Annotated in this window: 18 protein-coding genes and 1 tRNA gene; 12 read left to right on the forward strand and 7 right to left on the reverse strand. The window is 66.5% G+C overall.

The window, feature by feature from the left end:
- Positions 1–2: 2 nt before the first annotated feature.
- Positions 3–245, forward strand: a complete 243-nt coding sequence (locus ACESK5_RS08730; RefSeq protein ID WP_372911173.1) for a helix-turn-helix domain-containing protein — start codon at positions 3–5, stop codon at positions 243–245.
- Between the two features lie 374 nt (positions 246–619).
- Here ACESK5_RS08730 and ACESK5_RS08735 read toward each other — a convergent pair whose 3' ends face one another.
- Positions 620–1,228 (reverse strand): hypothetical protein, encoded by a 609-nt coding sequence (locus ACESK5_RS08735; RefSeq protein WP_372911174.1) that lies wholly within the window; start codon positions 1,226–1,228, stop codon positions 620–622.
- Between the two features lie 206 nt (positions 1,229–1,434).
- On the opposite strand from ACESK5_RS08735, the gene ACESK5_RS08740 reads away from it, so the two are divergent.
- From ACESK5_RS08740 to ACESK5_RS08760, 5 genes are all read left to right on the forward strand, one after another.
- Complete coding sequence (locus ACESK5_RS08740) at positions 1,435–2,640, forward strand: helix-turn-helix transcriptional regulator (RefSeq protein ID WP_372911175.1); 1,206 nt, start codon at positions 1,435–1,437, stop codon at positions 2,638–2,640.
- 112 nt (positions 2,641–2,752) lie between these two features.
- On the forward strand, positions 2,753–3,748 hold the full coding sequence (locus ACESK5_RS08745; protein ID WP_372911176.1) for a hypothetical protein: 996 nt from the start codon (positions 2,753–2,755) through the stop codon (positions 3,746–3,748).
- Positions 3,749–3,834: 86 nt separating this feature from the next.
- Positions 3,835–4,236, forward strand: a complete 402-nt coding sequence (locus ACESK5_RS08750; protein ID WP_372911177.1) for a hypothetical protein — start codon at positions 3,835–3,837, stop codon at positions 4,234–4,236.
- 236 nt (positions 4,237–4,472) lie between these two features.
- A complete protein-coding gene (locus ACESK5_RS08755) occupies positions 4,473–4,595 on the forward strand; it encodes a hypothetical protein (RefSeq protein WP_372911178.1) in 123 nt (40 codons plus the stop codon).
- Between the two features lie 136 nt (positions 4,596–4,731).
- Positions 4,732–5,688, forward strand: a complete 957-nt coding sequence (locus ACESK5_RS08760) for a hypothetical protein (RefSeq protein WP_372911179.1) — start codon at positions 4,732–4,734, stop codon at positions 5,686–5,688.
- Between the two features lie 1,688 nt (positions 5,689–7,376).
- Here ACESK5_RS08760 and ACESK5_RS08765 read toward each other — a convergent pair.
- Together ACESK5_RS08765 and ACESK5_RS08770 are read right to left on the reverse strand one after the other, a co-directional pair.
- Positions 7,377–7,450 (reverse strand) — tRNA-Thr (locus ACESK5_RS08765).
- An 11-nt stretch (positions 7,451–7,461) separates the two neighbouring features.
- Positions 7,462–7,989, reverse strand: a complete 528-nt coding sequence (locus ACESK5_RS08770) for a GNAT family N-acetyltransferase (RefSeq protein WP_372911180.1) — start codon at positions 7,987–7,989, stop codon at positions 7,462–7,464.
- A 318-nt stretch (positions 7,990–8,307) separates the two neighbouring features.
- Here ACESK5_RS08770 and ACESK5_RS08775 point away from each other — a divergent pair, with 318 nt between their 5' ends.
- The 5 genes from ACESK5_RS08775 (at position 8,308) to ACESK5_RS08795 (ending at position 13,633) form a co-directional block, all read left to right on the forward strand.
- Positions 8,308–9,252: a branched-chain amino acid ABC transporter permease gene (locus ACESK5_RS08775; protein ID WP_372911216.1), complete on the forward strand. Its 945-nt coding sequence runs from the start codon at positions 8,308–8,310 to the stop codon at positions 9,250–9,252.
- A complete protein-coding gene (locus ACESK5_RS08780) occupies positions 9,249–10,571 on the forward strand; it encodes a branched-chain amino acid ABC transporter permease (RefSeq protein ID WP_372911181.1) in 1,323 nt (440 codons plus the stop codon). The genes ACESK5_RS08775 and ACESK5_RS08780 overlap by 4 nt, the downstream gene beginning before the upstream one ends.
- Complete coding sequence (locus tag ACESK5_RS08785) at positions 10,564–11,442, forward strand: ABC transporter ATP-binding protein (protein ID WP_372911182.1); 879 nt, start codon at positions 10,564–10,566, stop codon at positions 11,440–11,442. The genes ACESK5_RS08780 and ACESK5_RS08785 overlap by 8 nt, the downstream gene beginning before the upstream one ends.
- A complete protein-coding gene (locus ACESK5_RS08790) occupies positions 11,439–12,188 on the forward strand; it encodes an ABC transporter ATP-binding protein (RefSeq protein WP_372911183.1) in 750 nt (249 codons plus the stop codon). The genes ACESK5_RS08785 and ACESK5_RS08790 overlap by 4 nt, the downstream gene beginning before the upstream one ends.
- Positions 12,189–12,376: 188 nt before the next feature.
- Positions 12,377–13,633, forward strand: a complete 1,257-nt coding sequence (locus ACESK5_RS08795; RefSeq protein WP_372911184.1) for an anion permease — start codon at positions 12,377–12,379, stop codon at positions 13,631–13,633.
- A 58-nt stretch (positions 13,634–13,691) separates the two neighbouring features.
- Here ACESK5_RS08795 and ACESK5_RS08800 read toward each other — a convergent pair whose 3' ends face one another.
- Both ACESK5_RS08800 and ACESK5_RS08805 read right to left on the reverse strand, forming a co-directional pair.
- Positions 13,692–14,111, reverse strand: coding sequence for a universal stress protein (locus ACESK5_RS08800; protein ID WP_372911185.1), 420 nt, complete (start codon positions 14,109–14,111; stop codon positions 13,692–13,694).
- Positions 14,112–14,257: 146 nt separating this feature from the next.
- Complete coding sequence (locus ACESK5_RS08805) at positions 14,258–15,697, reverse strand: ABC transporter substrate-binding protein (protein WP_372911186.1); 1,440 nt, start codon at positions 15,695–15,697, stop codon at positions 14,258–14,260.
- A gap of 199 nt (positions 15,698–15,896) precedes the next feature.
- Here ACESK5_RS08805 and udk point away from each other — a divergent pair, with 199 nt between their 5' ends.
- Entirely contained in the window at positions 15,897–16,583 is a 687-nt protein-coding gene (gene udk, locus ACESK5_RS08810) for a uridine kinase (RefSeq protein WP_372911187.1), read from the forward strand.
- On the opposite strand, the gene ACESK5_RS08815 is transcribed toward udk, so the two are convergent.
- Positions 16,580–16,897: a DUF5785 family protein gene (locus ACESK5_RS08815; RefSeq protein WP_372911188.1), complete on the reverse strand. Its 318-nt coding sequence runs from the start codon at positions 16,895–16,897 to the stop codon at positions 16,580–16,582. The genes udk and ACESK5_RS08815 overlap by 4 nt on opposite strands.
- A 46-nt stretch (positions 16,898–16,943) precedes the next feature.
- The gene (locus tag ACESK5_RS08820) at positions 16,944–17,474 is read right to left on the reverse strand and encodes a hypothetical protein (RefSeq protein WP_372911189.1); all 531 of its coding nucleotides are present in this window, start codon (positions 17,472–17,474) and stop codon (positions 16,944–16,946) included.
- Between the last annotated feature and the right edge of the window lie 52 nt (positions 17,475–17,526).

Here is a 17,526-nt window from a genome sequence, read left to right on the forward strand (position 1 = left end):
CGATGGCAACGCAGTCGACACACATCGAGGTGCCACCGGACGTCGAGTCGCCCCGGACGAAACTCGTCTACCTCGCGCTCACGGCTGGCGGGACGGCCACCGTCGAGGAACTGCAGGACGCGCTGTCGATGACAAAACTGACGCTGTACGGCGTCCTTCGGACGCTCACCGAACGGGGACTCGTAGAAGAGGTGGAGGGTCGCTACGCGGTCAGTTCGTGTTTCTCGGCGAACGGGCCTTCCTGACGTCCGCGCCGTCGCGGACCATGTCTTCACAACTCGGGCAGACGCGGGGGTTCTCGACACCATCAGGGGTGAAGACGCGAGCATACGCGGGGGTGACGAAAGAACCGCAGTTCTGGCACTCCGGCATAACGTGACGGAAATATGAGACACATATCATAAACTTTTCCCTGGTTGTCGGACGGGGTGCCGACGACACCGGCAGGGGTCGCCGCGATGGACTACACGAAACTGATGACGACGCCGACGAGGATGAGCAAGAACACCAGTGCCGAGACGACGAGGAAGAACAGGTCTGCACCGTCCATAGGTTGAGATACGTTCGATGACATATAAATCCCGCCGGCCACTCCCCGTTCTCGCGCCGCGCCTGCTGTCTACGCTCCGTCGGCGAGTACGGCCCGGACGTGGAGGTACGCCGAGAGCGTCTGGAGCGCCACGGCGCTCAGGAGGGCCACGATGGCGACGAAGCCGACGGTGACCCCCAGCGACGAGGGCTCGAACGGGTTGCCACCGCCGGCGGCGAGGAACGCCTGCAGGAGGTCCCGGCCGCCGAACCCGAGGAGGACGAGGGCGTACGTCGAGAACGTCGCGAGTCCGCCCGTTCCGAACCCGAGCATCGAACAGAGGCTCTCGAACGTCACCAGTTCGCGGGCCTGACGCTCGTCGAGCGGGCCACGCGTGATACGGGCGTACTCGACGAGCGCGTGGCCGACGCCGGTGCCGGAGACGAAGACGACGGCGACGAGGGCGACGAACGCGAGCTTCGGACTGCTCGCCGCGACCGACGGCAGGTACGTCTGTCGGAGATTCGAGGGGAGGACGGCGAGGACGGGGAGGAGTCCGGCGAGCGTGAAGAGCAGGTAGCTCTGCCAGGCGATCTTGCGGTCGATTGGCTGGACAAAGTAACTGAGCTGTCTGGCGCGGAGCCGTTCGTACGGGGAGTCGCTCAGGATTTTCTCGGCGATTGGATCGTCGAACGACACGGAGAATCGTCGTCCGTTCTCCCATATAACGCTATTGCCTGCATACCGAGTTTTGATAGCCTGAACGGTCCGGTTCGGAAGAATCATCCCGGTTCTGCGGTCGTCTCTCGGTGTTTCTTCACTCCTGACGGGAGGTCCGTCGACGACTCGCCCGAGACGGGGTCGTACAACGTTTAAGCCACCCCCTCGCATTCTACCGGACGAGTATGTGTCGTCTCCGTCGCGTCGGCGTCTCTCTCCTCGTCGCGTTCGTGGTAGCCAGTTCGGTCACCGCCCCGGCAGGGGCGACAGACCACGAGGCTCCGGTCCCGGGTGCGGCTCAACTGGGTGACGCGGGAATCGAACCCGACGGCGTCCTGCTGCGTGCGGACGTGCGCGAGAACGGCGACGCCCGCTGGACGGTCGAATACCGCGTGCGACTGAACGACGAGAACACCACCGCGGCGTTCGGGTCGCTCCGAGAGGACATCAAGGCGAACGAGAGCGCCTACACGTCGACGTTCGCCGACCGGATGCGCGCGACGGCCCGGGCGGCCGAAAACACGACCGGGCGGGAGATGCGAATCGAGAACGTCTCGGTCAGCGCGACGCGCCAGCAACTCCCCCAGGAGTACGGCGTCGTCACGTACCAGTTCGACTGGCGGGGCTTCGCCGTCGCGGACGGGCAGACGCTGCGAGCGGGTGACGCGCTCGCGGGACTGTTCCTCGACAGACAGACGACGCTCGTCCTCTCGTGGCCGGACGCGTACGCGACGACGGCCGTCCAGCCATCCCCGGACGAGCGGCGGGAGAACGCCGCCGTGTGGGTCGGTCCGACCGACTTCGGCGACGGTGAACCGGCCGTCTCGCTGTCGACTGCCGCCACGGAGACAGGTGGCGTCGGGGGGAACGGCGGTGACGGGGCCGACGACGGTGCGGGCCGAGACGGAACCGGCGGCGGGTCGTCACTCCTCTCCGTCGTCGGGGGAGCAGTGCTGCTCGCCGTCGCTGCGGGGGCGGTAGTGCTGTGGCGACGGTCACAGCGGGACGAACGCGCCGTCGGCAGTACCGACGCCGAAGCGCCGCGTGCAGGCGACGACGTGTCGGACGCCGCCGCGACGACGACGGCGACGGCGGCCGCGGACACCGACGGTGCCGAGGGGGCAGACACCGAGGAGGTAGACGTGGCCACCGCGGACGACGAGTCCCCGGACCCGTGGGAGGACGAACTCCTCAGTAACGAGGAGCGGGTTCTGGCGCTGCTGGAGCACAACGACGGGCGGATGAAACAGCAGGCGGTCGCCGCCGAACTCGACTGGTCGGACGCGAAGACGAGTCAGGTCATCGGGAAGCTCCGCGACGCCGACGAAATCGAGACGTTCCGAATCGGCCGCGAGAACGTCGTCTCGCTCCCCGGGAGCGGTCTCTCGTGACGATGGCCGGAGAACCGGCCGACGGCACGGTGATAAAGCCGGCTGAATCGGAGTTAACTCGGCCTGAAAGTCGTAGATGTATATGCGTACGTCGCCCGAAGTGGGAGACGAGATGAGACGAATCGGGACCGTTCTCGTCGTCGCCGTCACCGTCCTCGCCGGAGTCGCGCTTCCGGTGGTCGGAGGAGGGGTGGCGACGGCCGGTGTCGGCGGGGAGACGACGTGGGAGCAGACCGAAACGACCGACGCGGACAACGGGACACCGACGGCCGCACCCGGCACCCGATTGGCCGGGTCGGTGGGGGTGCAGGGTGCGGAACTCGGCGGCGAACTCGAGGCGCGGTCGTTCGCCCACCGGGTGAACCGCTCGGATTCGAACGCGTCGAAGGCACGGGTCGTCGCCAGCCAGGCGAACCAGAGTCGGACGCGTCTGGCGGCGCTCCGGACCGCGCGTCAGCAACTCGACGCGGCGCGTGAGAACGGGACCATCGGCGAGAACGAGTACCGGGTCCGGGCAGCGCAGTTGAGCGCACGGACGGCCGCTCTCAAGCGGGTGACGAATCGGACTGCACAGACGGCGCGGACGCTCCCGGCGGAGTCGCTCCGGCAGAACGGCGTGAACGAGACGGCCCTCGAGCGACTCCGGCAGGAGGCCGACGAACTCACTGGGCCGGAGATGGCCGCCATCGCACGGAGCCTCGCGGGACCGGGTGCGACGCGTGGAAACGGGTTCGGTCCGCCAGCGAACGCGAGCGAGCGTAGTCCACGCTCGGCGGGCCCGCCGGCCGATTCACCCGGACAGAACGGCGACGCCCAGGGGAACGCGTCGGACCAGCCCCGTGGAGAAGGACAGGGGCAGGGTGGTGACCGGGGACAGGGTGCGTCTCCAGCGACGAGTGGCCAGTCGGACAACGAGACGGCGACTGGCCGTGAGGCTGTGGACGGGAACGGTTCGACGGGCGGGCCGGGGCCGGACGACGACGCCAGCGGCAACGACAACGCTGGGCGTAACGGTAACGCCAGTGACGGGGGCAACCCCGGCGGCGCCGACGGGTCCGCGAACACGAGTGACCCGGGCCAGCCCGGGCCCCGTGGCGAAGGGCGCTGACGCGCCTCCGGTCTGAGAGCTGTCCGATATCGTGTCACTCTCTCTCGAAGATACAATTATAGCAGTGCCTCTCGTACCGAACACTGATGCAGTCCGCGTTCGCAGTGGTCGCGCTCCCCGTTGGACTCGTCCTCGTGACGGTGAGCGTGGTCACCGCGGCGCTGTACACCCCGTACACGACGTCGCGTATCGACACCACCATCACCGCGTTCATCGGCGTGACGTTACAGCTGGGGTGTCTCGTTGCGACGTCGTCTGCCGTCCTCTTCGTCTTCGGGGCACTCGAGGTCGCCGGACTCGCAGTCCCCCTGCTCGTCCAGGTCGTGCTGGCGTACGCGGCGAGTCACCTGACCATCTACGTCGCCTGTCTCAAGGTCACCGACCTGCAGGAGCGTCCATTGGACCCGGACGTCGTGCTGCAGTCGGGACCGCTCCGCTTCGTCTCGCGAGGGTCCGGGTCCGCCGAGACGTCCGCGGACAACTCGTGAGTGCGAGAGCGCGTCAGACGGACGTCTGTCACAAAGTATTTACTTGCGTCGTCGGTACCTTGTGGTAGACCGAGGAGGTCCAGCGGCAGACTGCGGGTAGGGGTACACGCATCTGACGCTGACTCCCGGCGCATTATCCAGACACCTACTACCGAGAGCGTCGCCTGTCTCGGTTCGAACACTCACGACGATAGATACTTCTCGGTATACCTCATAATCGAATATGGGGGAGACAGATGAGCACGACACCACTCGTTCACTGCCCAGCCTGTGGCTGGACCGGCGACACACACGAACTGGACGACACCCACGGCGGCCCGAACTGCCCGTCCTGCGGCGACCGGGTCAGGGTTCGCTGACCGCCCGAGGGCGTCTCACGGTCGGGGACGGTCGCCGACGGGGCCACCGTCCGGCCGGCACCGCGACCCACCGGTCGGGGGAGACGCTCCCTGCTGGCGACGGCGTTTTTTAACGCAACACGCGTTAGGTACTGACATGAGGCGAACACGTATCCTCCTGACCGCCCTCGTCGTCGGTCTCCTGCTCGTCGGGACGGCCACCGCCGTGTCTACTCCCCGCACCCAACCCGCCGACACGAGTCCGCCGGTCCGCGTCTTCGTGGGTGAGACGCTCGACGTCTCGGCCGTGGAGTTGACCGGTGGCGGAACCGTCGGGTCGGGGTCCGCCACGCTCGTCGGCCTCGCGGGCGACGCCGACGGGACGACCGAGTCCATCGACGACCCGACGGACGCCGACTTCGACGGCTTCGAGACCGGCAGTTACGACGTCGCGGCGGACGGAGACGACCGAGCGGACTTCGTCGTCGCCGAACCCCGCGTGACCAGCGTCGTCGTCCGGAACCAGAACGACGCGAACGTGACCGACGGCTGGGACCCCTCCGGGGGCGGCCTCACTCTGACGGTCGAGTACAACTTCGACGAGGCGGACCGACTCGACGTGACCGTCGAGAGCCCCGACGGCCTGGACGTCACGGCCCGGGTGACCGCCGTCGACCGAATCACCGACAGCGGCGGGAGCATCACGCTGGACCTCTCGGACGAACCGGTCGGGACGTTCGAGATTACGGTCGAGGGGAGCGACCTCGACCGCGCCTCGCGGACGGTGACCGTCCGGACGGGGCCGCGCGGGACGGCGACGCCGCTCCCGACCCCGACGGAGACCGAGACGGCGACCCCCACGCCGGTTCCCGCGACGCCGACGGACACGCCCACCGCGACGGAAACACAGCCGATCACTGCGATGCCGACGGACACGCCCACCGCGACGACGTCGCCGCCGACGGCGACGGAGACGCGGACCACAATCGAAACCGAGACCGCGTCGCCGACGCCACAGGGCACGACGTCGACGTCTACGCCGGGGTTCGGGGTGTGGTCTGCCCTCCTCGCACTGGTGGCTCTCTCGGTGCTGGCGCTCGGACGGTTCCGGTGACACGGTCTCCCGCACGGTCGACAGGGCGGTGAGGGCCGTCCTCGACCCACGCCCCACGCCCGTTGACGCCAGTTCCCGGCCACTGGTAGTACGACGGCTCGACCTCCGGACGCTGGTCGGCGACTGATACGACCCATTACACCCGGCCGAAGTCGGTCCCCGTGGGTTCAATCACTCGTTAAAAGGGTGTTCTCATCACGTCGAGGACAACTCGACGACCCCGTCGAAGCGCCCGGTCTTGGTCCGAGTCGCGGACGACTCCTCTTCACGTCGACAGTGGCGTGTGGACCATTGTTTCGCGCGATCCTACACCTGACGCCTAACAGCTATGGCTCCGGCGTGTCACGTAGCGAACAGTGCCGGAATGGTCGGTGGAACGAAAAGCGGAGTCGATGAAGCGCCTCGACTTTCGGACGGTGGGAGTTACGCCGCTGACAGCAGTAGCATGAGTACCCAGCAGAGCACGTCCTGGAGGATCTCGAGGACGATGGAATCGAGGACCGGCTCTCGACAGATGAGGCTGTCATCGATCGAAGCTAACTGTTCACCTGTGGGCTGGAATGCGTGCCAACGCATACGGTTATGTAGGGCATTCGGACTAGAATCAATTTTGTTGGTATTAAAAGAAGTGTATAAACTGTCACTCACATCGGTCCGGTTGGCTCCTCGGTGAATGGAGGTCTTACCGCAGTCCGCGCCTCAGCCCTGAGGCAGCTCTTGGCCAGACGCAATCTCGGATTGCCAACGGAGTCACTCGACGGCGAAGTCAGAGAACCCCGACGTCGACGACGCTGACACTGACGAGTTCGCAGGTGGTTCGAGGGAGACCGCGAGCGCGCGTTCCTGTGACCGCCGTCGACGCTCGTAACAGGCAACGCACTCCGTGAGTCCCTGTCGGCGCGCCGCCGACCTCGTCTGCGTCTCGGTCGGATACGGGAGTCGCGGGCACCGATTCGTGCTATGAAAGACGTGGTTGAGGTCGTCTGTCAGCGGTACGTATACGGTGGGATTGCGTACGTCTCTCATAGCGGTGAAGATAGCTGAGCAGAACCAATCCTGTAGATAAAACCACGGCTCTGGGAATCAGGACTGAGACCGGCGGAACGCGCTCCATGAGAGCTCAAGTCTGTTTAAGCGGACTGTCGGAGGTTCTGGATCGATTCGACGGGAGTGCGGCGTGTGTCCGGGACCTCACGGAGCGATTTGCGGCAGCGTCTGACGCGAGCGCGCACCGGTGACGCTGGAACCGGCCGTTACGGAAGGCGCCCCCTCAGAGCGCCATGCCGATGACCGCCCCCTTCCGTATGGGCTGGACCAACTCCACGTACCGAAACGCCCGGCAGGCACTCGAAGGCGACTGCCAGAACTTCCGACGTGGACTGCGCCGCCGCGATTGCGAACGCTTCGACCGGCTGAGCGAGTCTACGATCGAGAACATCCAAACGGCTGACAGCGGGCCCCCACGCAGTCCGCTGGGGCTGGTTCTCGGTCGGCTTGACCACCTCGAGCAGTCGTCGAAGCTGTTGGTACCGATTCGTCGACCTCGAACCTCCGGTCACGGTCGGTGGCTCCTTCGTGGGTGTCTCGCGTCACCTCGGATACGAGCGCAGAGTGTTTCGATTTCCGCAGCGACTGCACGAAAGGGCAGACACGCGTGTCAGCGCAGGGATTTTGAGGTCAAGCCGCAGAGCCAGGGACGGGATTCGAACCCGTGAAGTCTCGATTACAAGTCGAGTGCATGAACCGCCCATGCTCCCCTGGCGCGCTTCCGAGTTATCCGTCCTCCTTTGAGTGTGTATCGCTTCGGGCCGATTTCTCCAGTTCCACGCGGTGGGTACGGTAGCCGTGACGTTCGTAGAAGCGCCGCGCGTCGGCGTTCGCGGCCATCGCCTCGAGCGAGACGACGTCGGCACCGAACGCCGATAGGTCCTCCTCGGCGCGTTCGAGGAGGGCGCTCCCGACTCCCTCACCGCGCCGTTCGGGGACGACGAAGAGGTTGTGGACGACTCCGCGGGTGACCACCTGTTCGTAGTCGCCCCCTTCCAGCCCGAACATGACGAACCCGACGAGCCCCTCCACCGTCGGGCCGTCGGAGTCGTCCGCCGCACGCGCGACGACCACCCCGTCGCCGACGACGTGCTGCGCGAGTGACTCCCGGACCGGCGTCCTGTTCTCGTCGGCCCGGAGGTGAGAGCCGTACGCGCGCTGGCCGCGCGCGAGACGCACCCACAGTTCGACGAGGGCGTCCACGTCGCCGAGTGCGGCGGGTTCGATGCATACACCCGGGGGAACGGAGGACATATCCGTACATTACCCCCCGAATTGATGGATATACCGACGGTGATCGGCGACCACACCGGCGAATCATTATGTCGAACTGACAACTCCGACGCTCGGAAGAAAGGTTTATGCGTGCTTCACGACCGCACACCCATGAGGACAGTTATCATCATGGGCATCGCTGACACCTATTCCCGCGGCCGAAAGCTCGCGATCGAGCGCCCCGGTGTGCTCCTGGTCGCACTGGTCGCCGTCGTGCTCGTCGCCGATCTCGCTCGGCAGTTCAGCACCGGCGACGTACAGGTCCACGACATCGGGTCACTCGTCTGGGACGGCCTGATGCGCGGACTCGTCATCGGTCTCGCTGGAATCGGGCTGTCGATGACGTACAGCATTCTGAACTTCGCGAACTTCTCGCACGGCGACTACATCACCGCCGGTGCGTTCACCGGGTGGGGGACGACCTACCTCCTCGCGGGGCTGGGCCGGCCGAGCGCCGACATCGGCTCGCTCCTCCTCGTCGGGGCCGGCGGGTCGGTGTTCGGTGGGGCGCTGGGAACCGGGGTCACCGGCACGCCGCTGGCCGTCGTGGCCGGGCTCCTCGTCGCGGGGGTGTTCACTATCCTCCTCGCGCTCGGCGTCGACAAGTTCATCTACAAACCAATCCGGAACGAGGACGGTATCACTCTCCTCATCACCAGCATCGGCGTGGCCTTCGCGCTCCGCTATCTGATGCAGTTCGTCTACGGTTCCGACGTCCGAGGCACCACGGCCCAGCCGCCTCAGGTCGGCGCGTACCTCTGGGACGGACAGGTGTTCATCTCCGCACACGACATCGCGCTTCTGGTCGTCGCCGGCGGGTTGATGCTCGGCGTCCACATCCTCCTGCAAGCGACGAAGCTCGGCAAGGCGATGCGCGCGATGGCCGACAACGAGGACCTCGCGCGTATCACCGGTATCCCGACCGAGCGTGTCGTCCGGGCCACGTGGATTATCGGCGGCGGCCTCACCGGCGTCGCCGGCTACATGTTCGTCCTCTGGAAGGGGACGCTCGGATTCAACGACGGCTGGCTCCTCTTGCTTCTGATCTTCGCCGCCGTCATCCTCGGCGGCATCGGCTCCATCTACGGTGCCATCGCGGGCGGGCTCATCATCGGGCTCACCGCCTCGATGTCGGTCATCTGGATCCCGTCGGCGTTCGCCCGCGCCGCCGCGTTCCTCGTCATGATCGTGATCCTACTGGTGAAGCCGAAGGGGCTCTTCGCCGGGAGGGCGACGGCATGAGTTCCCGCGTCGACGCGCTGACCGAACGGATGCCGGGCGGCGACGCGGGGCTCATCCTCCTCCTGCTCGCCGTGCTGTACCTCGCGTACATCCTCAGCGGCGTCATCCTTGGCTTCTCGCTCCGGGGACAGCTGAACTCGCTGGCCGTGCTGACGTTCTTCATCGGCGTCTTCGCCATGCTGTCGCTCGCGCTGAATCTTCACTGGGGGTACACGGGCCTGTTCAACATCGGCATCGTCGGCTTCATGGCCGTCGGAATCTACGTGATGGCGCTCTTCTCGAAACCCATCTACCAGCCCGGGAGCGCCGCTCAGGTCGGCGGCCTCGGCCTCCCCATCATCGTGGGTATCATCGCCGGGATGACCGCCGCCGCCCTCTTGGGACTGGTGGTCGCCCTCCCGGCGTTGCGGCTCAGAGCGGACTACCTCGCCATCGTGACCATCGCCATGTCCGAAATCGTCCGGTTCACTTTCCTCTCCTCGCAGTTCCAGGTGTTCCAGCTCTTCGGACGGCGGGTCGGCTTCGGTGGGGGGTCCGGCGTCATCCTCAACTACACCGACCCCCTCCAGGCGTTCTTCGAGGCGTTCGGTCTCTGGAACGCCTACCTGGGCGTCGTCGAGGCCACCGAGGCCATCGTCCCGACGAACCCCAAGCCGGTCGTCGACGGAATCGTCTACGGCCTGATGCTCCTCGGGTTCGTCGCGGTGTACTTCTGGCTCCTGAAGCGCACGGGCGAATCGCCGTTCGGGCGCGTCCTCAAGGCGATTCGCGAGGACGAGGACGTCGCCAACTCGCTCGGCAAGGACACCAACGGCTTCAAGATCAAGTCGTTCATGCTCGGCTGTGCGCTCATGGGGCTAGCCGGCATCCTCTGGTTCATGGGCCAGGGTGCGGTGACCCCGAACACGTTCCGTCCGCGCATCACCTTCTTCGTCTGGATTGCGCTCATCATCGGTGGTGCCGGCTCGAACACCGGCAGCATCGTCGGCGGCGCGGTGTTCGCGGCACTGCTCTACCAGGGGCCGCGCTACCTCAAGAACGTCCTCGAGGAGATTCTGCCGTCGGCCTCCGCACCGAGTTCGTTCGGCCCGGCCATCTCGCCGCTCATCTCACAGGGCGACCCGCTCCCCTTCGTCTTCTACACGCTCGACAGCGTCCGCCAGCTCCAGCTCGTCATCATGGGCGTGGTCCTCATCTGGCTCATGCACAACCGTCCGAACGGGATGCTCGGCCACCGGAAGGAGACCGCCGCCAGCATCGACCTCTCGGCGCGCCGTGGCAAGGCAGTCGCTGCCGACGGAGGTGAGGACGATGAGTGAAGCGACCGACACGGGCGGCGCGTCCGGCGGCGGCCAGGGCGCCCCGGACGACGTCGACGCCGACGCGGCCGCCCTCTCGGCGACGACCGACGTCGACCTCGAACAGTACCCCCTGCAGGTGAAGGGACTGCACAAGTCGTTCGGCGGCATCACCGCCGTCGACGGTGCGGAGTTCCAGGTCGAACGCGGCTCGCTTACCGGGCTCATCGGTCCCAACGGGGCCGGCAAGTCGACCACGTTCAACCTCATCACGGGGATGTACCGCCCGGACGCCGGCACCGTCGTGTTCAACGGTGAGGACATCACGGGGATGGAGCCGTACACGGTGGCCAACCGTGGACTCGTTCGGACGTTCCAGATCGCTCGCGAACTCAAGGACATGACCGTTCTGGAGAACATGATGCTCGCGCCGCAGGGACAGATCGGCGAGAGCCTCTGGCGCTCCGTGACGCCGGGAACGCGGAAGAGAGTCGTCGAGCAGGAGGAGGAACTGCTCGAACGGGCGTGGGAGACGCTGGAGTTCTTCGAAATCGACCACATCGCCGAGGAGTACGCGGGGAACCTCTCGGGCGGCCAGCGGAAGCTGCTGGAGATGGCCCGTGCCCTGCTCACCGACCCCGACATGCTGCTGCTCGACGAACCGTTCGCGGGGGTGAACCCCTCGCTGGAGAAGCGACTCCTCGAGCACATCCACGAACTCCGCGAGCAGGGGTACACGTTCCTGCTCGTCGAACACGACATGGACCTCATCATGGAGAACTGTGAACACGTCATCGTCATGCACCAGGGGAAGGTTCTCACCGAGGGGACCCCGGCCGACATCAAGTCGAACGAGGAGGTCATCGAGGCGTACCTCGGAGGCAACGTATGAGTTCGACCGACGCGGACACGGAGCCGGACCGAACACCGGAGACGAGCCTGCTCGAAGTCGAGAACCTCGACGCGGGGTACGGCGACCTCCAGATTCTCACCGATGTCGATATGTTCGTCGACGACGGCGAGTACGTCACCATCGTCGGCCCCAACGGCGCCGGGAAGTCGACGCTGATGAAGAGCGTCTTCGGACTCACCAACCACATGGGCGGGACCGTGACGTTCGACGAGGAGGACATCACGGGTCTCATCCCCGAGCAGATCATCCACAAGGGCATTGGCTACGTCCCACAGAACGAAAACATCTTCACGTCGCTGTCGGTGCAGGAGAACCTCGAGATGGGCGCGTACATCCTCGACGAGGTACCGGAGGACGCCCTCGAAGCCGTCTTCGAGCGGTTCCCCATCCTCAGAGAGCGCAAAGAACAGAAAGCCGGCACCATGTCCGGTGGACAACAGCAGATGCTCGCGATGGGTCGGGCGCTGATGCTCGACCCCGACCTCCTCCTGCTCGACGAGCCCTCGGCCGGACTGGCCCCCGACCTCGTCGACGACATGTTCGACCGCATCGACGCCATCAACGACGACGGCACCGCCATCCTCATGGTCGAACAGAACGCCAAGGAGGCGCTGCGGCGGTGTGACCGCGGCTACGTGCTCGCCAACGGGCAGAACCGCTACGTCGACTCCGGCGACGCTCTCCTGAACGACCCGCAGGTCAGACAGGACTTCCTCGGCGGCTGAGTCGTGCTCATCCCGGGTCACGACGCCGACTCGTCGCCGCGCCGTTCGCCGCTCGCCGCTCGGTGAACCCCTCGCGACGGGCGGCCTCCGACGAGGAACCGAACCGGGGCGAGCCCGCCACGGAGACGGGCCCCGTGGTCTTGAACACTTATTTATGGGGCCGGTCTCAACGTCCGGTCCACCTTACCATGGTCACTCTTCTCGCGGCGGCGGGCGTCCTCGTTGCGGTGTTCGTCGGGTTCAACATCGGCGGCTCCTCGACGGGCGTCGCCTTCGGCCCGTCGGTCGGGAGTCGACTCGTGCGGAAGGTGACCGCGGCGACGCTGTTCACCGGGTTCGCCCTCGTGGGTGCGTGGACCGTCGGGCGGAACGTCATCGACACGATGAGCACCAGCATCGTGCCCGCCGCCCAGTTCTCACCCGTCGCCAGCGTCGGTGTCCTCTTCTTCACGGGCACGTCGTTGCTCGTCTCGAACCTCTACGGCGTCCCTGCCTCGACGTCGATGACCGCCGTCGGAGCCATCGTGGGGTTGGGGCTGGCGACCGGGACGCTCAACGAGGCGTTGATGTTCACCATCGTCTCGGCCTGGATCGTCGCCCCGCTCGTGGGATTCGTCTGTGGCGCGGTCGTCGGTCGCTACGTCTACCCGTATCTCGACCGCCGAATCGCGTTCACGCGGTTCGACTCCCACCTGATTCGACTGGACCGCTCCGGGACCGTCCCCCGACCACGGTTCAATGCCAACGCCTCCGCACGTGACATCGTCGGCTCCGCGACTGTGGTGCTCATCGCCTGCTACATGGGGTTCTCCGCGGGGGCGTCGAACGCGGCGAACGCCGTCGCACCCCTCGTGGGAACGGAGGGGCCGCTGACCGTCGACCAGGGGGTCCTCCTGGCCGTCTTCGCGTTCGGGCTGGGCGGGTTCACTATCGCCAGACGGACGCTCGACACCGTCGGGGACGACATCACCGAACTCCCGATTCTGGCGGCACTCATCGTCTCTGTCGTCGGCGGGACCATCATCACCGTGCTGTCGACGCTGGGCATCCCGGCGAGCCTCGCGGTGAGCACCACCTGCTGCATCATCGGCCTCGGCTGGGGTCGGGCGAGTCGGGCGGCGACGGTCGTCGAACTCGCGACACCCGCGTCCAGGCAGGAGCAAGAGCTCGACCTCGACGTCTCGACGGGCGCCCTCGTCACCTCGCGGGCCGAGGACGCCCCGACGAGTCCGACGGTCGGTGACCTTGCCCGAGGAGAGGCCCCACCCGAGCAACCCGACGAGGAGTTGCCCGACGTCCCGGAAATCGGCGAGAAGGAACCGGCGGAGCTCGACCGGCGGAGCCTCTTCGACCCGAGCGCCGTCAAGCGCATCGCGATGCTGTGGGTCCTCACACCCACACTGGCGGTGGCCGGGTCGTACCCACTCTTCCTCGTCGTCCTGTAGCTCGCGGCTCGTGGACTGGACGGTAGGGCGGGCAGGACTCCCTCGCGAGCGCGTCGCCCTACCGGACGACCGTCACGGGGACCGGCGACCGACGGAACACCTTCTCGGCCACGTTCCCGACGAACAGCCGGTCCGCCAGCGTCCCGCCGTGGCTCCCCAAGACGACCGTGTCGAACTCGTCTGCGACGTCGAGAATCGTCCGGGCGGGGTGGCCGGTTCCGACCTCCGTGCGGACCTCGACGCCGTACTCGTCCGCAATCTCCTGCGCGCGGGTCACCACCGGCTCCGCGTACTCTCTCATCGACTCCTCGGGGTCGTCCGAGAGGGCGATCGCCGTCGCCTCCCCGAACATCGCAGAGGGCTCCCCCACGACCGTCAGCACCGTGATCTCCGCCGTCGGGTGGACCTCCAGCGCGTACCGGAGCGCCTGCTCTGCCACCTCAGAGCCGTCCATCGCGACGAGAACCCGTGACACCATGTTCGAAGTCCGCCCGTCTCGTCAATAAAGCCTCGCCTCGCCGAACAATCGTCGTCTCGAAGCCGTTCCGGTTCAGCCGGCGCGCACAGAGCGGTCGCTCGGCGGTAGAAAAATCGGAGGAGTGGGAGTGGCTTCCGACCCGCGGCTCAGGCCTGCTCGCCCTGCAGCGCGGTCTGGATGACCGACGAGTACGACGACTCGTTCCGGTTGTACGCGACCTGGGTGAGCACGCTGCCGTCGAACTGGTCCTCGAAGACGCTCGAGAAGCGGTTCGAAAGCTGCTGTCCGTAGTCGTTGTTGACGTACAGCGTCGACACCGTGTCGGCACCGAGGCGCTCGGACATGACCTGCGCCATGACTCGGCCCTGCAGGCGGTCCGAGGGTGCCGTCCGGAAGATGAAGTCGTTGTCCTCGAGGTTCGTCACCGACAGCGCCGTCGAGGACGGCGAACAGCCGACGATCTCGTTCGGGATGGCGACCTGCTGGGAGAACGGGACGTTCACGCCGGAGGAGGCCGTCCCACAGATGAACGGCACGCCCGCGCTCGCGAGCGAGTTACCGGCCGCGACGCCGGCGCTCGGCGAGGTCTGGGTGTCTTCGACCTGCGCGTTCACCGAGAGACCGGCGGGGTTGTTCTCGTTGACGAGCATCCCGGGAATCTGGGCGGCCTGAATCATCGGCTGCCCGGTCGAGGCGAGCGAGCCCGTCTCGGGGAGGAGGATTCCGAGCGAAATCTCACGGTCGCTGCCGCCGGGACCGCTGTCGGCCGAGGGACCGGCACCCTCGGGGTTCGACCCGGCGAACGACTGCGTCTCGATGGCGGTCGTCGACTGCGAGTCGACGCCCTCGAACTCCCAGATGGCGTACGCCGCGGACGCGGGGTCGCCGTTCTGGTCGAAGTTCGTCGCCGACGAGGCACCCTGGTAGTTGATGTCTTCGCCGTTCGCGGCGGCCTCGACCCCCTCGACGAAGTTCTGCGGGCCGACCTCCATCCCGCCGGGGTTGGCGATGCGGCGCATCTGCTCTTTCACCGCCGGACCGTTGTTCTCGCCCGCGGCGGCGTTCGCGAGAATGCCGATTGCCGCGGAGTCGAACGACTGCGAGGTGAACACGCCGGGCGCGGCGTCGTACTGCTCCTGGAACAGGTCGTTGAACGCCTGCTGGTTCGGACCGCCAGCGGCGGGTGCGGTTCCGGTGACGTTCTCCATCGGGTTCCCGACCTGTGCCGGGAGGGCACCGTCGCGGAGACCGTCGGGGATGAGGATCGGAAGCTCGCCGTCGGTCTGGCTGTAGAAGTCACGGAACAGCTGGATACCCTCGGCTGGATAGCCGATGATGATGAGGCCGTTGACCTCGCCGGCCATACCGCCACCGTCACCGTCACCGGAGCTGGTCCCCTCCGTCTCGGTCATCTCGGACCCACCCTCGGTCATCTCGGTGCTCTCGCCGCCGCCGGACTCCCCACCGGACTCGCCGCCGGACTCGCCGCCGCCGTTTCCACCGCCACCGATACATCCAGCGAGGCCGGCCACGCCTGCTGCGCCGGCTCCTTTCAGGAACTTACGTCGGTCGATATCACGGACCATGTTCCGTCGATAGGTACAGCCGGTTATAAATCTACCCTTGTGAATGACATACACATCAACCTACGGAGGTCCCGCCGTCACTGACTCGGGGTGTGTCGTTCTCGAATCTGGGACCCGAAGGCGGTCGGCCGGGGCGACGACGGCCGGTTCTCCGGGAACCAACACGTTGAAACGCACTCTCCGCGTCCGGTCTATCCGAATGGCCATCCCGTCGTTCGTCATCGGCATCGCGGGGGGCACCGGCGCCGGGAAGACGACGGTGGCACGCCTCGTCACGGAGAACGTCGGCGACTCCGTGACCCGAATCCCCATCGACAACTACTACGAGGACCTCAGCCACCTCGACTTCGAGGAACGGAAGAACCGGAACTACGACCACCCCTCGGCGTTCGAGTGGGACCTCCTCCGCGAACAGGTGAGTGCCCTCCTGGAGGGGCGGTCGGTCGAGATGCCGCAGTACGACTTCTCCCAGCACAACCGGAAACCGGAGCGGAAGACCGTCGAACCGACGGACGTCATCATCCTCGAGGGCATCCTCGTGTTGCACGACGACGTGCTCAACGAGATGATGGACCTCCGACTGTACGTCGAGACGGACGCGGACGTCCGCATCCTCCGGCGCATCCAGCGTGACGTCATCGAGCGCGGACGGGACCTCGAGGGCGTCATCGAGCAGTACCTCTCGACGGTCAAGCCCATGCACGAGCAGTTCATCGAACCGACGAAGCGGAACGCGGACCTCATCATCCCCGAGGGGGCCAACAGCGTCGCGGTGAGCCTCCTCGAAGAGAAGGTCCGTGCGGAGGTCACCGGCAGTGCGCCGCGGACGTGGGAGCGCACCCCGGTCGAACTCGAACTCGACGCCGAGTACGACGAGCGCGACTAGGCGCGTTCGCCGGCGAACTCGTCGGCACCCTCGTAGAACCAGAGGTCGTTCTCGCGCATCGCCCGGCCGAGCGCCTGGTGGAGTTCGACGAAGTCGGCGAACTCCTCTCCTTCGACCCCCTCGAAGACCTCACGGAGCGAGACGACGCGTTCGGAGTCGATACGGACGGGGTCGTCGCCGTACTCGGAGACGAACTCGTCGCGCGAGAGCGGGAAGTCTTCCTCCTCGTCGATCTTCTTGGCGATGATCGCGTGGCCGTACTTCCGTCGGCCCTCGCTCCCCTGTTCTCCGTCGGGGTCGTGTGGCCAGTCCATACGGGAGGGTTGGGAGGACACCTGAAAGCCGTTACGCTGTCGGTCGTCAGTGGGAGTCCTGCGCCGTGGGAGGGGTGCGGACGACCGAGAGCGACACCGTCGTGTCAGTCGGCACCGCCGCCTGAGTGGCCTCGGCGTCGCGCAACTCCCGCCGCCACCGTTCGAGGGCCGCGTCGCCGGCGGCAGTGTCGACGTGGAGTGTCGCCGACAGCGACGCCACCGCCGACTGGTAGCCCGCCGGCACGTCCGCGTCTCTCGGGACGGTCCCGTCGACGACGACCCGTGCGACGTCCAGTCGTTCCGTGAGTGCGTCGTTCCGGCTGTGACTCGCCGCGACGAGGTAGCTCGTGAACAGTTCCAGCACCGTCCCGGTCGGCATCGGGGTGTCCGCCGAGCGGTTGAGCCGGAAGTCGAAGGGGTCGGCCGACCGGGCCGCCCCGTTGTCGGCCCCGGACACGTTACGACGCCCCTCGTCGGCGGAGAAGTCGGCGTCGTCCACGGCCTCGACCCGGTGGGTGTCCGCGGCGAGCGCCGTCGGTGGCGACGTGTACTCCGAAACGGACGGACGGTCAGTCACGACGGACCCACGTTTCTACTGGACATTCTATCGTGAGGGTTACGGCGGAGCC

The organism is Salinigranum sp., from assembly GCF_041641895.1.
Taxonomy (GTDB): Archaea; Halobacteriota; Halobacteria; order Halobacteriales; family Haloferacaceae; genus Salinigranum.

Excerpts from the sequence above, each read along its gene's own strand:
- ACESK5_RS08730 (WP_372911173.1), top strand. The coding sequence starts at position 3 with ATGGCAACGCAGTCGACACACATCGAGGTGCCACCGGACGTCGAGTCG.
- ACESK5_RS08740 (WP_372911175.1), top strand. The coding sequence starts at position 1,435 with ATGTGTCGTCTCCGTCGCGTCGGCGTCTCTCTCCTCGTCGCGTTCGTG.
- ACESK5_RS08745 (WP_372911176.1), top strand. The coding sequence starts at position 2,753 with ATGAGACGAATCGGGACCGTTCTCGTCGTCGCCGTCACCGTCCTCGCC.
- ACESK5_RS08750 (WP_372911177.1), top strand. The coding sequence starts at position 3,835 with ATGCAGTCCGCGTTCGCAGTGGTCGCGCTCCCCGTTGGACTCGTCCTC.
- ACESK5_RS08755 (WP_372911178.1), top strand. The coding sequence starts at position 4,473 with ATGAGCACGACACCACTCGTTCACTGCCCAGCCTGTGGCTGGACCGGC.
- ACESK5_RS08760 (WP_372911179.1), top strand. The coding sequence starts at position 4,732 with ATGAGGCGAACACGTATCCTCCTGACCGCCCTCGTCGTCGGTCTCCTG.
- ACESK5_RS08770 (WP_372911180.1), bottom strand. The coding sequence starts at position 7,989 with ATGTCCTCCGTTCCCCCGGGTGTATGCATCGAACCCGCCGCACTCGGC.
- ACESK5_RS08775 (WP_372911216.1), top strand. The coding sequence starts at position 8,308 with ATGCGCGGACTCGTCATCGGTCTCGCTGGAATCGGGCTGTCGATGACG.
- ACESK5_RS08780 (WP_372911181.1), top strand. The coding sequence starts at position 9,249 with ATGAGTTCCCGCGTCGACGCGCTGACCGAACGGATGCCGGGCGGCGAC.
- ACESK5_RS08785 (WP_372911182.1), top strand. The coding sequence starts at position 10,564 with ATGAGTGAAGCGACCGACACGGGCGGCGCGTCCGGCGGCGGCCAGGGC.
- ACESK5_RS08790 (WP_372911183.1), top strand. The coding sequence starts at position 11,439 with ATGAGTTCGACCGACGCGGACACGGAGCCGGACCGAACACCGGAGACG.
- ACESK5_RS08795 (WP_372911184.1), top strand. The coding sequence starts at position 12,377 with ATGGTCACTCTTCTCGCGGCGGCGGGCGTCCTCGTTGCGGTGTTCGTC.
- ACESK5_RS08800 (WP_372911185.1), bottom strand. The coding sequence starts at position 14,111 with ATGGTGTCACGGGTTCTCGTCGCGATGGACGGCTCTGAGGTGGCAGAG.
- ACESK5_RS08805 (WP_372911186.1), bottom strand. The coding sequence starts at position 15,697 with ATGGTCCGTGATATCGACCGACGTAAGTTCCTGAAAGGAGCCGGCGCA.
- udk (WP_372911187.1), top strand. The coding sequence starts at position 15,897 with ATGGCCATCCCGTCGTTCGTCATCGGCATCGCGGGGGGCACCGGCGCC.
- ACESK5_RS08815 (WP_372911188.1), bottom strand. The coding sequence starts at position 16,897 with ATGGACTGGCCACACGACCCCGACGGAGAACAGGGGAGCGAGGGCCGA.